The sequence below is a fragment of the Paraburkholderia strydomiana genome, assembly GCF_031456815.1.
GTDB lineage: Bacteria > Pseudomonadota > Gammaproteobacteria > Burkholderiales > Burkholderiaceae > Paraburkholderia > Paraburkholderia caledonica.
This window is the reverse complement of the sequence record NZ_JAVDVL010000006.1, coordinates 167,334-184,222: the sequence shown is the minus strand read 5'-3', so window position 1 is coordinate 184,222 and position 16,889 is coordinate 167,334. Positions and strand designations below refer to the sequence as shown.

Sequence of the window (16,889 nt, the reverse complement as noted above, 5' to 3'; positions counted from 1 at the left end):
AAAGTCCCGAGCAGCAACCCAGCAGTAATGCAGAACCGGAAAAAATCCATGACTGAAACGAACAATACGCAACCCGACAACAGCTACGGCGCCTCGTCCATTCAGATCCTCGAAGGTCTGGAGGCGGTGCGCAAGCGGCCGGGGATGTACATCGGGGATACATCGGATGGCACTGGTTTGCACCACCTCGTGTTCGAAGTGCTCGACAACTCGATCGACGAAGCGTTGGCCGGATACTGCAACGACATTCAGGTGATCATTCACGCTGACAACTCCATCTCGATCACCGACAACGGCCGCGGCGTGCCGACCGGCCTGAAGATGGACGACAAGCACGAGCCGAAGCGCAGCGCGGCCGAAATCGTGATGACCGAACTGCATGCCGGCGGCAAGTTCGACCAGAACAGCTACAAGGTGTCGGGCGGCCTGCACGGCGTGGGCGTGTCGTGCGTGAACGCATTGTCCGCATGGCTGCGTTTGACGGTTCGTCGCGACGGCAAGAAGCACTTCATGGAATTCCACCGTGGCGTGCCGCAAAACCGTGTGATCGAAGAGATCGGCGGCATCGCGGTGTCGCCTATCCAGGTGGTGGGCGAGACCGAAAATCGCGGCACCGAAGTGCATTTCATGGCGGACGAGACGATCTTCGGCAATGTCGAATATCACTACGACATTCTGGCCAAGCGGATTCGCGAGTTGTCGTTCCTGAATAACGGCGTGCGGATTCGCCTGACCGATCAGCGTTCGGGCAAGGAAGACGATTTCGCGTTTGTCGGCGGCGTGAAGGGTTTTGTCGAGTACATCAACAAAACCAAGAGCGTGCTGCATCCGACCATTTTCCACGTGAGCGGCGAGAAGGACGGCGTGGGCGTGGAAGTGGCGATGCAGTGGAACGACAGCTACAACGAAAACGTGCTCTGCTTCACGAACAACATTCCGCAGCGCGACGGCGGCACGCACTTGACCGGCTTGCGCGCAGCGATGACGCGCGTGTTGAACAAGTACATTGCCGATCACGAAGTCGCGAAGAAAGCGAAGGTCGAGACGTCGGGTGACGACATGCGCGAAGGGCTTTCGTGCGTGCTGTCGGTGAAGGTGCCGGAGCCGAAGTTCAGCGCGCAGACGAAGGACAAGCTGGTGTCGTCCGAAGTGCGCGCGCCGGTGGAAGATGTGGTCGCGAAGGCGCTCGAAGAATTCCTGCTCGAGACGCCGAACGACGCGAAGATTATCTGCAGCAAGATCGTCGATGCAGCGCGTGCTCGCGACGCCGCTCGCAAGGCGCGTGAGATGACGCGTCGCAAGGGCGTGCTCGATGGCGTTGGTTTGCCGGGCAAGCTCGCGGATTGTCAGGAAAAGGATCCGGCGAAGTCGGAGATTTACATCGTCGAGGGTGACTCGGCAGGCGGGTCGGCTAAGCAGGGCCGCGACCGGAAGTTTCAGGCGATTTTGCCGCTGCGCGGCAAGGTGCTCAACGTGGAGAAGGCGCGTTATGACAAGCTGCTTTCTTCGGAGCAGATCGTGACGCTGATTACGGCGCTGGGTTGCGGTATCGGCAAAGAGGATTACAACCTCGACAAGCTGCGTTATCACCGCATCATCATCATGACGGACGCCGACGTGGACGGCGCGCACATCCGGACACTACTGCTGACGTTCTTCTATCGGCAAATGCCGGAGATGATCGAGCGCGGGTATATCTATATCGCGCAGCCGCCGCTGTACAAAATCAAGGCGGGTAAGGACGAGCGGTATTTGAAGGACGAGAACGAGGTCAATGCTCACATTCTGAAGCTCGCGTTACAGGGCTCGGAATTGTTGCCGTCTGAGAATGGCACGGCAATTACCGGCGATGCATTGGGCGAGTTGGCGCGTGCTTACCTGCTTGCGCAGGCGGTGGTCAACCGGTTGAGCAGGCTGTATGACGCTGGAGCGCTCGAGGCTGTGATGGATGGAGTCGTCATCGATCTCTCTAGCGAAAATGCCGCTGAGGCTTCTGCGAAAGCGCTCGAGGCTAAGCTGCGGGACGACGCGCTGAAGCCCGAAGTCACCGTTACGACGATGTATGACCCGGTGCGCGAGTTGCGGTCGCTGCGCGTGGCGAGGACGCATCACGGGAATCAGAAGGTTTCGGTGCTGGACGAAGAGTTTCAGCTGACCGCCGATTATCAGCAACTGGTCAATACCGCTAATACATTCAAGGGATTGATTGGTCCTGGTGCCGTTATCAAGCGCGGTGAGCGGAGTATGGCTGTTAGCGACTTCAAGTCTGCGATGAAGTGGTTGTTGGCTGATGCTGAGCGTAACGTTTCCAAGCAGCGCTATAAGGGGCTTGGTGAGATGAATCCCGGGCAGCTTTGGGAGACGACTATGGATCCGGCAGTGCGTCGTTTGCTGAGAGTGCAGATCGAAGATGCTATTGCGGCTGATGGGATCTTCACTACGCTCATGGGGGATGATGTGGAGCCGCGGCGGGCGTTTATTGAGTCTAATGCGCTTAGGGCTGGGAATATTGATGTTTGAGGGTGTTGTAGGTAGACGCATAACCTGAGAAAAAAAGACCCATAAGTTGAGAAACTTATGGGTCTTTTTTCTTAATAGTTGTGAGGTCACCAAAATGTGAAATCTGCCGACGGCGGGCTGCGTGAGGCACTTGCAGTACGTCGAATCCATCCTGTTTTCGAAGAAAGCCAGGCTTGCGAAGCTCGGCCTGACTTACGTCCTTGATGTCTTCGGCACGCCGCACCTGCTCATATTCGACAACGCCCAGAGACGGAGGGGCGGCGATTGGAGGGGCTGACCCGTCTCGACATCGACCCCATGCATTGCAAATCGCGTCATGCGCACGGAAAGCCCTTCGTTGGACGGCTAAACCGCTCGCTCAAGGATTACGAGAATCTGCGCACCATCCTTCTTCTTCCAACTGAACTCAAAGCGCAGTGGTAAAAAACACCATTCACCACGTCGGAATTTCTTTCTACGGGTATTCGTGCGTGCTGACACGACAGTGAGCAAAGGCACTGGACATGATTGGATTCACAGAAACGCACATGAACAGTGTACGGAAACGGCGTACGAAGCTTAGGCGTTGTACATAAAGCCCACGCTATTTTTCGCACACATGTAAGAAGATGTAGGTAATCGATCAAATTCCGGCTCTGGTTAATTTTACCGATATTGCGAACGCATGATTTCGCTGCGGAAGAGCTACCGATTTAACATTTGTTTTTTAAAGTGGGATTGCGATAATCATTTGATTTTATGTAGAATCGCGCGATAACGCGGGGGCGCGTGCCGAATAAGAAGAGGCGGTATGGGAGCACAGGACCTGATTGGTGCGATTACTGGCGGACTCGCTCAGACGGGACGCCTCCTGAAATTGGACAGTCCGTTAGGCATTAATGTTTTACTGCCGCAGCGGCTGGTGGGCCATTCCCGGGTTGGCCGTCACTATGAATTTACGCTCGATGCCGTCTCGACGAATGACAGTATTGAACTGAAAAAGCTAATCGCCCAACCTGTCACGCTGTGGATGCAGCAAGCGGACCAGTCGTACGCCGGGCATCACGGTTACGTTCATACCGCCCGTCGTCTGGGTTCTGATAGCGCACTAACCAGTTATCAGATCGTGTTTGCCTCATGGATGCATTTTCTGCGTTTCCGTAAAGATGCACGAATCTGGCAGGATAAGTCAGTCGATGCGATTCTCACCGATGTCTTCAATATGCATCCGCAGGCGCGAGGTGCATTCCGCTTCGCATTGCGCAATCCATTGCCGCAACGATCGTTTTGCGTGCAATACGAAGACGACTGGAATTTCTGTCACCGGCTGATGGAGACCGAAGGTCTGTTCGGCTATTTCGAGCAGGCCGCCGACGGCAAATCGCATACGCTGGTCGTCACTGATAATCTTGACGCCTTTCCACCGCTGTCACCGCAAACGGTCAACTTCTATCGATCCGGTACCAATAGCGAAACCGACGCCTTCGTGCAGTGGAGCGGGACCCGGACGTTGCAGAGCACGACCCTCACGACGCGCACGTTCGACTACAAGGCGCCGTCGTCCGCCGCGAATCCGAAGGGCACCACGGTCCCCACACTTACCACACAGGGTGATCTGCCGTCGCAGGCTGAGGTGTACGAGTACACCGGCGCATATACCTATGCACAACAGGAGCGCGGCGATCAGCTGTCAAAGGTACGGATGGAGGAATGGGAATCGCGAGCGAAGCGCTTTCATGGTGTTGGAGCGGTCCGGCGTATCGACGCGGGCCGCTGGTTTGAACTCGCCGACCACCCGGATCACAGCTCCGGCGGTGAACAGGAGCGACAGTTCGCGGTGCTCGGTGTTGAATGGGCGATCGAGAACAATCTGCCTGCATCAAACAGCACGACAGACTTCCCCCATAGCCTGAACGCTCACCTTGCCGCCGCCCGCGCACAGCACGGCGCGCAGGGAATGACGATCCGTTCAGGCGACGGCAGCGAAGGCTTCTTCATGGCGAATGTCGAAACGCAGCGGCGAACAGTGCCTTTCCGCAGCCCTCTCGAGCACCACAAACCCGCGATGCATCTGCAAACCGCGACGGTAGTCGGTCCGGCCAACCAGGAGGTCTTCACCGACACACTCAACCGGATCAAGGTACAGATGCACTGGGACCGGTTGAATCCCGGGGACGAGAAGGCGTCGTGCTGGATGCGGGTCGCGCAGTCTAACGCTGGCGGCAGTTATGGCGCGGTGCACGTGCCGCGGATTGGTGAAGAGGTGATGGTGTCGTTTGTCGACGGCGACTGCGACCGTCCCGTCATCACCGGACGCGTGTACAACGGCGCGAAAGCTCCCGACTGGCATTCGAACGGAATTCTTTCCGGGTACAAGTCGAAGGAATATCAGGGCAGCGGATACAACCAGATGGTCATGGACGATGCCACCGGACAGAACCGCGTGCAGCTCTACAGCAGCAGCACGAACGCGCAGTTGCATCTTGGGTATCTCATCAGTCAGACCGGTAACGCTCGCGGTGACTATCTCGGAAGCGGGTTTGATCTGAAATCCGATGCGTATGGCGCGGTCAGGGCGGGGCAGGGGCTTTACGTGTCGACCCACCCTACCAGTGGCGCGGCGAGCCAGCCGCTCGATGTGCGCAACGCCAGCAACCAGCTAAGCAATTCGGAAGGCCTGATCGAGGCACTCTCGCAGGCGAGCGAGACGCATCAGGCGGAGAACCTGAAGGACGGGAGCGATTCGCTTAAATCGTTCGTCGATGCGACTCAGAACAGCGTGCAGGGCACAACAGGCACGGGCGGCAACACGGCAGGAGGCGGTACTGGCAGCGCCAACGCGTTCAAGGAACCAGTCATGCTGTTCGCGTCGCCTGCGGGTGTCGCGCTGTCGACGCAAAAATCCGCTCACGTTGCGACCGATCAGAACATCAATCTGGTCAGCGGGCAAAGCACGCATATCGCGGCCGGCAAATCGTTGCTGGTGAGCGCTGCGCAAAGGGTCAGCCTGTTTGTGCAGAACGCTGGAATGAAGCTGTTTGCGGCGAAAGGCAAGGTCGAGATTCAGGCGCAGACAGATAACCTCGAGATCACCGCTCAAAAGAGCTTGAAGTTACTGTCTGCAACCGAGCGTATCGATGCTGCTGCAAAGCAGGAGATTCTGCTTACTTCAGGCGGCGCCTATATCCGTCTCAAGGACGGAAACATCGAGATCCACGCGCCGGGCAAGATCGACATCAAGGGTAGTGATCATTCGTTCAGTGGACCGACGAGCCTCAGTCGAACCTACAACGCGGAAGGCAAGAAAGCCGACATGCGAATCCGCTATATGGACGCAGAGGGCAATGTGCCCGAAGGTGAACCGATCAAGCTCGCGTCGGAGGATGGTGCGTTGCATAACGTCGTTCTCGACGGAGAGGGCAAGGGCGAATTGAAGGGCATCGATTTCGGCAAGTTCGTGGCAGACCAAGTCAAGCGAAGCGGAGAATAAAAATGGGCGACCGTCCCCTTATCCAACATACCGTCTGCATTGATCTGCCGGGTGAACCGGTTGAATGCTGGGCCGAGACCGACATCACAGTTCTGCTTCGCAAGCACCGTGATGTGGTATTCGATATCCAGGTGAAGAAAGGCGCCACCTACACTATCGAGGCAACCGAGGACTGGATCTATGACGTGACCAAAAAGAAGCGCGTCAAGCAGGGGCAGTTCCAGGACGGCCAGCGCTATCACATCTGGATCAGCAGGGATTTCAAGGGGCATCTGATACTCAAGCAGGACGGCAAGGTGTACCAGAACTATTCGATGCAGATGTTCGGTTTAGTGAATACCGCCTCGTCGCCGAAAGCCAAGCCTGAGCCGATCATCATCGCGATCGGTACGAATCACGCCTCGCATCCGCCAACCGCTTCGGCATCGCCGAAGCCGACTAGCGTAGCGCCGCTGATCACGTACCCGCAGCCGCCCATCCCCGACTATCTGCGCCCTGCCCCGCCGTTTGATCCGCTACACGCGGATCAACTCTGGTCGTGCCCATTGCCGATCAAGCTGGCACCTCGCACCACCGTCGAGCCGATGCAGGAAGCGCACGTCTTTGAAGTCGACAAGAATTCGATTCCCAAGGAAGTCGTGGATACGCTGGCTGCAGGTGGCGCCGAAGATACGGCCATAGACACTAACAAGATTGCGACACGGAACTGGCTAATAGGACAACTGGCTGGTGCGACGGCATTTCTGAACGACAACAAGCAGTGGATTCAGGAGCTTTGGGGGGAGAAGTTCAGATTAATGAAGATCGTTCACAAGAACGTCGGGGAAAAGACTTACGTTGTTTTCACTGGCAACCCTCGACTGCGTAAGTTGGTGACGGCCGCGCGGTACGGCGTGAGAAACGAAAAAGTACTGACGATTGCAGGGGGAGCGGGTACGGCCGAGTCGGGCGCGGCTGCCGCGTGGGAGGGATCCAAAGGAGCATTCAAGAAAGCTGGCTTGATCGCTTTGATTTTTACCATCACGCTTGATACGGCTGAATGGCTGCATGATTACCAGGAAATCGGTCCAGACGGAAAGAGAAAGAAGGACATCGCCGACCTGCTGGGCAAGATTGGGATCGATCTTGCGAAGGCGGGTTTGAGTGCGGCGATTGCGTCTATGGCGGTCGGCGCGGCCGTCGCGCTACTCGCAGGAACCGTTGCTTTACCGGTGTCGGTAATCGTAGTAGGAACTGTCCTTGTGGCGGTCGCGGTAGGCTATGGACTTGACTGGATCGACAAGAAAACCCACACCACCGAGCATGTGACGTCATGGTTTCGGTCTATCGGGGAGTCGATGAAGCACGCAGCCGAATATCTGGAAAAGTCGATGCCCAAAGACTATGATCAGTACCCCATGATGTACATGCCGTGAGATGGCATCCACCGGAAAGCGAGCCCAGATGCAACGATCGCAATCGATGACGAAGCCCGAGACCGAACCGAAAGACGCAGTTTGGGAGATGACGAAGAAAGCCACGCCGGTGAACTTCATATTTCCCGTACTGGGCGCTGGTGTGTCGTACGCGGCATATGCGGATGATCTTGCGGTATCCGGATTGCCATGGAAAATCGGACTACTGGTTACGCTGGTTTGCCTCTTCGTACCGTTTGCTGTCTCGATGATGTACCGCCGTTCGAACCTGCTGTGGGTATGCGGGCTGATACTATCAATTGCGACATTTGCCATGTACTTCTTCTTTGGCATATTCGCCTATTTCTACTACTTCGTATTTGCACCGATGGCGCCCCTTCTGCGTTGGCCGGGGCTGCTTGGTGGGTTTGTGTTGACGCTGTATTGGGCAGTCATGACACGGCAAGCGGTGATGCATACGATCACAAACACCTCTTTCGTCAAACGGGCTTTCGAAGAAAACGCATCCGACTTTCGTTATCGAACGCAAGCAGGAATGGCACTGTTCGAGCGACTCAATAAAGAGCGCTCGCCTCTTCCAAAAATCTATTCCTATCTCGTCTTCGGTATCGCGCCGTTCTATCTGATACTGGGTCGGCTACTGTCGTCAAACTTCGGAACGAACGGTGTGTTGTTTGCCCTGGCGGTGTTGGGCATGCCCGTGTCACTCTGGTTTGCCGGCCTGATTGTTCGGCTCTATCTCGTGATGGTCAGCCTGCCCAGAAAACTGGAGAAGGAACATCGCAAGCCTGTGTTGGTCGCTGACTAGCGGCGCGGGCCACATTATGTGAAGCGATGCGGCCCGCGTTTGTTGGAACGCGAGGCTTTGGCCGCGCGTCGTGGAACGTGGCGGTGGCAAGCGATCCGCGAGCTTATAGAGTCAGACTTCAATAGAAGTCGAACCTTGGGAAGCGACCAGTTTCGGCGGTGGGTTGCAGTGACAGATGCACAGATCGTCGTTCAGCGCTGCCCGTCGCCCATCCGGTCCAGTCATCGCCAGACGCGGCCCGTCGCACTGGATCCTCCCGGTCGAATGGCAGGCTGGGCATGAGACATCGTCGCCTTCGTGCGCAATTTGACGACCCTGCAATTCGAGCGTGGTCGATCGGGCGACGACGGTCCCATTCGACGTCGTCTTGTCCCCGTTCAGAATCAGAAATCGCTTCATTGTGGACCTGTTCTTTGCCTGTTAGGCTTGGTCGCTGTAGGCAACCAGTTGCCATTCAACCTTTGCGAGATGTTGCCGGGCACCGATCCAGCGGTCCAGCAACGCAACCTTTCGCGGCTCATGTACAACAATCGAGGGTAGCGTGTCCCCCTTCAGGAAGCGCCGCTGTGCGTCGCCAATCTGACCAGCTTCGAGCTTTGCGCACCATACGCCTTCTTCCGGACACTGCTCACCTGTTTGCGCGACAGTACCAAGCGGCACCCTTGTCGCAACATTTGCGGGCTGCTCGTTCTGCGATGTCTTGCTCGAGGACCCGGCCAGCGGCAGTCCCGTAGCCGGATCAAGATTCTTCTCCTTGCTCAACCGGTCGATGAGTTCATCGGACGGCTTCTGCGGCGGAACGGCCGCCGCCCGCTCTTTCTCCCACTGGAATGTGCCATCCCACGGCGGAAGTTTCGCTGGTGGCAAAGGCACAATCTTGTCGATGTCGGGGACCTTGGGATTTCGACCTTCGTTATCGTCGAGGAAGTTGCCGATTTGCTCGTAACGGTGCGTACGTTCGGGGTCGTTTGGCAAGGCAAGATAGTACAGCCGGTCTGATTGAGGCGGTCCCTTGAATCCGTTTCCCAAAAATGATGCTGATTGCGCATCGCCGCTCTCTACACCCTTCTGGAATACTCTTACGGCATCAGCCTGAAGGTCATCATTTTTGAGGTTAACGCCAAGCGAACCCGCAGTTTTGCCATAGCCCTGATCAACCGCGCACTGGCGCATCTGTCTAGCTATTTCTGGAGCTTTGTCGTGCGGCGACAAAAGGTCTCCGACATACCCTTGCGCCTCGGGGTTTCCCAGGTCAGCCGCTTTACGGAAGTAGCGTAGCGACAACTCGGGATCCTGTTTCAAGCCGTAGCCGATTTCGAGGTAGTGGCCAATATCATAGTAGCCGCCGGGTATACCCTGTTCGACCAGTTGACTAGCAAGAGAAATGCTCTCTTTTGGCGCGTCAGGTGAGTCGGCCATTCCCTGAGAAATCAGGAGTTGCGCGTTTTGATTGGCTTTGTAGTGCCCATGGGCTGCTGCAATCCGGTAGTAACGGGCGATATCATTGAAGTTCTTGGGGCCATCAGCGTTCTGCAGGAAACGCGCGTACTTGAACAGAAGGTCTGCCTGCGGATCCAGTGTCGGCAGATGGTCAGCCTCATGCGTGCAGGTAAACGCAAGATTTGCGCGCACGGCGCTCATATCAGGCAGAGAAGTCAAGGGATCGTCCTTATGCGTACAGCCGAACAGGCAAAAAAACAGCGCTGCGATCAAACATTTTCCGAGCATGGTCAGTCCGAATAACTGCGAACGTTGGAGGTTCGCATAAAACCAACAAGAGACGCATACGGTGGCTTTTTGCCTGCGCTTTGCAATTCCGTATTGTTTGTAATGATGTCGCGCCACGCGCCAAAAGCTGCTTTAGGGTCATCGCTCGCACCTAAACCAGCAGTGTGAAGACTCCACAACCGGCGCCGTAGATCCCCGGAAACATTTCCATTATCGTGGCAGATGTTCAACTCGCTGTCGGCTTCCATGCTACGCGTATTGATGTTCGCCGAGCCCAACGTCATGAATGCGTCGTCGACGGTCATCAGCTTCGCGTGCACGTATACCGGGAGCCAATTTCCCGGTAGCGAATCGGGAGCGACCAACGTGCAGACATGAACCTTGAGTCCCGTGATCTCCGTTGGAACAATTTGCTTGCTGCGGTCGGCCACGTCGCGGCGCTTTTGTTTGATATCAGCCAGCTTTTGCCAAAGATCCTGTTGAATCATCCGGCTCTGCTGGAGGTACTGCATCGCGCCAGCAACGGATGAAAAGTCGACTCCAGTGGTTTCTACTTTCTTTTCAGCCTGCTGTTCGCGCTCAAGTTGTGCTTCCACATCTTTTTGCTCTTTCGCCAGGCTATCGGTCTGCTCGAGGCGGCTCACCTCAGGGATCGAATCATCGCGGCCCAGCGCATGAAGCATCCGGTACGTATTGACCGTTCCCGTACCTACCGCTGCATCGGTGGAATTCGTGACGACAAAGAGGTAGATAGGATTTTTGGCGAGATCGCGCCCCCAGGTGGCTTGCTGCTTGACGGCCTGTTTGATCTTTTCGGCAAGCGGGGGCCATCTGAAATACTGGTTTTCGATAAAAATGTGCTTTGTGACATTGTTCACTGCCTGCAGATACATCTTTTCGATGTCACGACTTCCCGCCTGTGATTGCGTACGCAGCACCTGCGCCATCAGGGGTGTGTCGCCTGACGTGTTGCGATACGCGCATAGTTGCGTGGGAGAGCGCTTGCGCGATTTGCCCAGACTTTGGCCCGTCGCGTCGTCCCATGCCTGGCAGAAGTTGTCGTTGAGAAATTGCAGCACAGGGCCTGTGACCCGGCTCGAGATATCCTGCCATGGAGAAGGACCGCTGCGCCCAAAGCGGGGATGCATCCGTGCGAAACTGTGCGCGTCAGTATCCCAATACTGATCCAGCATGTTATGGCCCATGACGAAGCCAAGCGCCAGATCAGGGTATTCATAGTCGACCAGCACCATTTTCTGATGATGAGTGGGTTCGAGCGCGCCCATTGAAGCACTATTTTGAGCTGCAGTTCGTGTACTCCGTGCCGAGTCTTCACCGTGCCAAAAGGTACGCCACGCTATTTCTATTCGATTGACCGGGTTGAAGTCTCGCGTGGCGAACTCAAAATTCTTGAATGCCTCTTTCCGATCAATCCGTCGAACTGCCGCGTCAGCCAATGCACCGGGTGTGGGTAGACGCGACGTCACATTGGTCAGGTTGGCACGCCTGTACCACTCGGTGTCGAACTCCCGTTCGGTGTTATTTTGATAGTCGGGTGACAGCATCGACATGTGAGCGTAGACCGATTTACCGAGGTAGGGCTTTACTGCGGTTGCCGCATTGTTACCCGGCATGTTGTTTTCGCTCCACTCCGCCAGATGGATGTCATCCTGCCAGCAGAGCAGTCTCACCTTGACTCCTTCCTCTCCCTTCTGAACGAGGAGTTGCCCAATCGGCACACCACTACCGTTACGCTTGAAAAGCATCGATGGCTGAAAGCCCCAGCAAATGATATCGACGGAATGTTTTGCAAGTACGATTGCGTCATATACCGCGCCGAATGCTTCTTCTCCATTCACCAGCGGTCTGAACGCACAGGGCGCTGGATCGTACTCGGTTTTTTGCACGAACCACGGCAGAGTTGCCGTAGCGCTTTTCGTGCAGTTCAAGGCAATTGGTGTGGTAATGGTCGGATTCGGTGTTGCCATGACCTATGCGTCCGAAGAGGGGTTAAGCAGATCGTTGTATGCCTGCCGATGTACGGCCCGGTCTGCCGAGGCAAATTTGCTCCCCGGCATGCTTTCATGAAATTGGAACCCTTGATTCGCCAGCGTGCCATTGGCCGCATCACCCCGATAGTCGGCGGGCACGGGAACCTCATGAGTAACACCGTTCGCCAGCTCCAGTCTATATTGTTGCGTGGTGACATGATGATCAATGGGAACCTGGCCAGTGCTGTCAATGACCCCTTGCTTTACCAGCGCGCCGTCCGCAAAGAGCTTGTACGGCATACCTTCTGGAATGACACTCGTTGCAGAGGGCGACGCGATGGTGTTGATCATCAATCGCTGAGTGGGCATGTCTTTGAACGACGGGCTGGTGACATCCATCCGCGTTGGGCCGCTAAATGAGTGTTGTGCACCCTTGATATCGATCTTTCCCGGCGCATGAATCTCAATGTTGCCGTCCTTGACCCGGATATATGCACCGCTCGACGTTATAAGAATCTCCTGTTTTGCAGCGGCCTGTAGCACGTCGGTCGCAGAGAGTAGTCTCAACGTTTTCTGGGCAGTCATCTCAACATTGTCTGCGTGCGCCTGAACCTGGACCTTCCCTTTTGCCGCAAAGAATTTCATACCCGCGCTTTGTGCAAACAGGCTGAGCTTTTCCGTCACGCTCGCAATTAGCGACTTGCCCGTCGCAACGTGCGTGCTCTGTCCACTGACCAGATTGACGTGCTGGTCAGCCGTAACATGAACCGACTTCTGCGTTGCGAACGCGATACCCGCGGGCGCAGCCATCAACATCATTGGCTGCCTGAACGTGTTCGCGCTGCCTGTGCCGCCACCTGCCGTGTTACCGCCGGTTGCCATTGCCCCGGTTGTACTGTTTTGTGTGGCATCGGCGAAATTGCGCAGAGCAGCGTGACCGTCCTTCAGACTTTCGGTTTGGGCGGTTTCGCTAGCCTGTGACAGGGCGCTGATCACGCCTTCCGAGTTAGCCAACTGGTTGCTGGCTTCCCGCGCATCAAGCGGCTGACTGACGGCGGGGTGTGCCGAAACATAGAAGCCGCGGCTCGCCCTAAGTGCGCCATATGCATCTGATTTCAGATCGAACCCGCTGCCAAGGTAGCTGCCCCGCATGTTGCCGCTTTGATCGATGAGATACCCCAGATGCAGATGCGCATTCGTGCTGCTGCTATAAAGCTGAATGCGGTTCTGTCCCGTTGCGTCGTCCATCACCATCTGGTTATAGCCGCTGCCCTGATATTCTTTGGATTTGTAGCCAGACAGTAGTCCATTGGAATGCCAGTGCGGTTGCGCCGCGCCGTTATAGACTCGCGCGGTTACCAGTGGTCGATCGCAATCGCCGTCTACCCAATCGACCAGAACCTCTTCGCCGACTCTCGGCACATGGACGGCACCGTATCCGCTGCCCGTATCGGACATGGCGACGCGTACCCAGCAAGTCGACCTCTCGTCGCCGGCATTGAGCCGATCCCAATGAAAATGTACCTTGATCCGATTCAGCGAATCCGTATAGACCTCTTCGTTGCCTGGTCCAACGACGAGCGCCGACTGTAGATACATTTTCGGCTTGTTGTGTTCGAATGGGCTGCGATACGGGACGACCTTGCGTTGCGCTTCAAGTACAACAAGGAAGAATCCTTCGCTGCCGTCCGCATATATGACCTTTAATTCGTTTTCGGACGCGTGACTGGCCCTGACCGACGCCAGTTCGCTCTTCAGGCTATTTGGGAAGTCTGCGGCCTGGGTTGATGCCGGCAGGTTGTTCTCAGCGAACCAGGTGGTCTCGATGATCGCGAATTGCCGTTTCTGCACGCTATCTGTTTCGTGCTCGGGGTGATTGTCCAGTTGGAACCAGTGGCCGGCATCCGCGCTTCGCGCACCACCTGCACCGAAGTATCGCTTTGCCCGAGATTCCCATTCCTCCATCCGGGTCTTCGAAAGAAGATCGCCGCGGGACTGTTCGCCGTAGGTATAGGCGCCGGTGTATTCGTAGACCTCTGCTTGTTGTGGCAGATTTCCTTGGGTCGTGAGGGTCGGCACAGTCGTGCCTTTCGGATTGTCCGGGGAACTCGGTGCCTTGTAATCGAAGGTGCGTGTTGTGAGCGTCGTGCTTTGCAGTGTCCGCGTGCCGGACCACTGCACGAGCGCGTCGATTTCGCTGTTGGTGCCCGCCCGATAGAACTGAACGGTTTGCGGTGAAAGTGGCGGAAATGAGTCGAGGTTATCTGTGACGACGAGCGTATGCGACTTGCCGTCGGAAGCCTGTTCGAAGTATCCGAAAAGGCCTTCGCTTTCCATTAACCGGTGGACAAAGTTCCAATCGTCCTCATATTGCATGCAGAACGAGCGCGAGGGTAGCGGCTTGCTCAGCGTGAAGCGAAATGCCCCTTGCGCCTGGGGATGCAAGGTAAAGACATCGGCCAGAATCTGGTCCGCGGACTTGTCCTGCCAGATCCGCGCGTCGTTGCGAAAGCGCAGGAAATGCGTCCACGACGCAAAGCCAATCTGGTAGCTTGTCAGTCCGCTTTCCGATCCGAGACGTCGCGCCGTGTGCACGTAGCCATGGTGTGGAAGATAGGATTTGTCAGTTTGCTGGATCCACAACGTGACGGGCTGCGCAATTAAGGTCTTGAGCTCGAGATTTGCAGATACGGAAACGACGTCGGCAGTAAATTCGAATTGGCGGCCAACGCGTGAATAACCGACAATCCGCTGCGGCAGCAAAATATTTTCGCCGAGTGGGCTGTCCAGTTTCAAGAGGCGCTCACCTTGGGCGAGTCCGCCAATTATAACCCCGATTATGTCCTGCGCTCCCATGCCGCCTCTTTTGTTAGCTGACTGAGCCATCGCGCTCAGCGCGAATTCTACAAAACTTCAGACTAATCAGCCAGCCAACTAATATTAACAAGTGTAAAGCGGTATTTATTTCCGCTACCCGCGTATGTGTTTCGCATATCGGTAATCTGTCAAACAGTTATTTTGACAGTCGTATCCGTTTGCAACTGCTGCAAGGCCAAATTTGTACTGGCGCCAGTCAGATAGCGGGTATTTCATCAACTGGGTTGGTAACAAATTTCACATAACAAGTTCGCTGGCGGGAAAGCTGAGAAGCCCGGCAACGTTCTTCGGAAGCGCTGGCCGAAAGACTGCGTTGGCTATCCTGAGATGTTGTGCCCTGAATATGATGATCGTTTATTCTGCGCAGTGAAGTTTGGGAGCGCAGCTACCCGAAGCAAGTGCTGAAGAACTCAACAAACTGCATCACATTAAAGATCCCAAAGGTCATGGAACACGTTAAGGCAGTACAAAGATCCTTCGCGGCAGCACTCGTGATATGGGCCCTCTGGGCATGCAATTCGGCGTTGGCCCAGCCTCAGGAAAGTTGTATTACTCCGTCCGATCTGCAGTCTCTGCAACGGGATTTCTTCGCGCATTTTCCAAATGCCAATGCGTTCGCCAAATCTGTGGACAAGTCGAACTTTGAATTGCTGACCAATGCGCCCGAGGGACGCCGCCTGGAACAAGGGGGGAGCCCGACCGGCGACAGGATCGACTGGCTGATCCGCACGTTTAACGCTCACAGCGAGCTATTTTCAGGCTTTGCATTCGAGAGGCCGGACTTCACCTATATGAAAGGGCAGCTCAGAGGTGGCAAGCCGTCAGTCGACAATCTGCGCACATCCAAGCGCTTTCCGAAAGACGAATGCGTTCAGGAAGTCAACTATGACGTGCCCACTGGCCCGTGCGTAATGTCGCAGCAACTGACCAGACTTTCGATCACCTTTGTGAAAGACGAGCGCCCCCTATCGCTGCGAAGTGTCGAAATGTTCTTCAACGCATGCACAGCCAAATAAGTTTGTTGCCCATGCAAACGGTGCGTTCACTCGCATTGACGTCGTTTGCCTCGAGCACAGGAGGGGCGCGGCGTATCGAAAAAGATGCGGTTTCGGGAGCGAATGGGCTATGAAAATCCGCGGCTGGATTCGTCAGGGCGACCGCGCTGCATGTGGAGCGACGGTCACGGAAGGTGATCCGACTTTCAGCAGCCACGGCCAGCAACTTGCGTTCGATGGCGCGGCTATGTCGTGCACCAGGCGCTGCCACGTGGTTGCAGGAGCCAGCAACGCAACGCTGCCGGGCGGAAACCAATGCGTTTTGTCGCTGCGTTTCAGACGACGCCGATCGCCGACGTCGACCCAAAAGAAGTCCGGCTTTGTGCGGATCCGAACGATGCCATTGCCGTAGCGGAATTCATCGTGAACGAAATGAAGAAAAATCCGTTCACGGCCGAAGGGAGGAAGATTGCGGAGGCAAATCGTTTTGATCCAACCGCGGAAACGGCAAAGTGGAACGCCCTGCCGTGGTACGCAAAGCTTGGCGGGATGCCCGATTTTTACGGCATGGCCGCAGGGCAAAAACTTGCCGCATATCAGATGTGGGCGGATCGGGTCGCACCGAATCGTCCGTGGGACCACAAACCTATCATCCGCCATGCACTGCAAGCAAAAGGAAATTTCAATCGCGGCTGGCAGAAATACGGACAGGACGACTACTTTTACGATATCTGGTCGAACATTCACTACGGCTATGTCGGCGTGGCGGTCGGCTTCAGCGCGAGTGAGCTGATTGGCGGTGCTGGTCTCGCGCAGGCTGCCAGTGACGCTAGTCGCGATGTGTCTCACGGACGCTGGCCGACCATGCAGAATCATCCGCAAAACGGCACATGGCCGAGCAGCGCCGACGATGTGCCTGATCATATTTCGATCCAACTCGGCATTGATCTCTATGCGTCCGCGAAGCCGAACGAGTTGACGACCGACCTTCTGCTTCGCAAGATATCTGCCGTTCCCATGCCTTGGGGCGCAGGTGACGCTGCGGCCAAGAGGCCGCATCAATGCTCCCAGTGACCGACTAGCAAA

10 protein-coding genes are annotated in these 16,889 nt (G+C 56.0%); 6 read left to right on the top strand and 4 right to left on the bottom strand.

The window, feature by feature from the left end; all coding sequences use genetic code 11:
• The first annotated feature begins 48 nt into the window (after positions 1–48).
• From gyrB to J2W46_RS18105, 4 genes are all read left to right on the top strand, one after another.
• A complete protein-coding gene (gene gyrB, locus J2W46_RS18120) occupies positions 49–2,520 on the top strand; it encodes a DNA topoisomerase (ATP-hydrolyzing) subunit B (RefSeq protein ID WP_020067347.1) in 2,472 nt (823 codons plus the stop codon).
• A 790-nt stretch (positions 2,521–3,310) separates the two neighbouring features.
• Complete coding sequence (locus J2W46_RS18115; RefSeq protein WP_310355347.1) at positions 3,311–5,989, top strand: type VI secretion system Vgr family protein; 2,679 nt, start codon at positions 3,311–3,313, stop codon at positions 5,987–5,989.
• A 2-nt stretch (positions 5,990–5,991) separates the two neighbouring features.
• A complete protein-coding gene (locus J2W46_RS18110) occupies positions 5,992–7,404 on the top strand; it encodes a hypothetical protein (RefSeq protein WP_020067344.1) in 1,413 nt (470 codons plus the stop codon).
• Between the two features lie 46 nt (positions 7,405–7,450).
• Positions 7,451–8,212, top strand: a complete 762-nt coding sequence (locus tag J2W46_RS18105) for a hypothetical protein (RefSeq protein ID WP_241077867.1) — start codon at positions 7,451–7,453, stop codon at positions 8,210–8,212.
• A 111-nt stretch (positions 8,213–8,323) separates the two neighbouring features.
• Here the strand turns inward: J2W46_RS18105 and J2W46_RS18100 are convergent, their stop codons facing one another.
• From J2W46_RS18100 to J2W46_RS18085, 4 genes are read right to left on the bottom strand one after another with little or no spacing between them, the layout of a single operon-like run.
• The gene (locus J2W46_RS18100) at positions 8,324–8,611 is read right to left on the bottom strand and encodes a PAAR domain-containing protein (protein WP_084690089.1); all 288 of its coding nucleotides are present in this window, start codon (positions 8,609–8,611) and stop codon (positions 8,324–8,326) included.
• Positions 8,612–8,632: 21 nt separating this feature from the next.
• Complete coding sequence (locus tag J2W46_RS18095) at positions 8,633–9,940, bottom strand: SEL1-like repeat protein (RefSeq protein ID WP_020067342.1); 1,308 nt, start codon at positions 9,938–9,940, stop codon at positions 8,633–8,635.
• Positions 9,941–9,942: 2 nt separating this feature from the next.
• Complete coding sequence (locus J2W46_RS18090; protein WP_310355346.1) at positions 9,943–11,928, bottom strand: phospholipase D-like domain-containing protein; 1,986 nt, start codon at positions 11,926–11,928, stop codon at positions 9,943–9,945.
• Positions 11,929–11,931: 3 nt separating this feature from the next.
• Positions 11,932–14,787 (bottom strand): type VI secretion system Vgr family protein, encoded by a 2,856-nt coding sequence (locus J2W46_RS18085; protein ID WP_310355345.1) that lies wholly within the window; start codon positions 14,785–14,787, stop codon positions 11,932–11,934.
• A 467-nt stretch (positions 14,788–15,254) separates the two neighbouring features.
• Here J2W46_RS18085 and J2W46_RS18080 point away from each other — a divergent pair, with 467 nt between their 5' ends.
• Both J2W46_RS18080 and J2W46_RS18075 read left to right on the top strand, forming a co-directional pair.
• Positions 15,255–15,824: a hypothetical protein gene (locus J2W46_RS18080; RefSeq protein ID WP_310355344.1), complete on the top strand. Its 570-nt coding sequence runs from the start codon at positions 15,255–15,257 to the stop codon at positions 15,822–15,824.
• Between the two features lie 294 nt (positions 15,825–16,118).
• On the top strand, positions 16,119–16,877 hold the full coding sequence (locus tag J2W46_RS18075; RefSeq protein ID WP_310355343.1) for a polymorphic toxin type 44 domain-containing protein: 759 nt from the start codon (positions 16,119–16,121) through the stop codon (positions 16,875–16,877).
• The last annotated feature ends 12 nt before the right edge of the window (positions 16,878–16,889 follow it).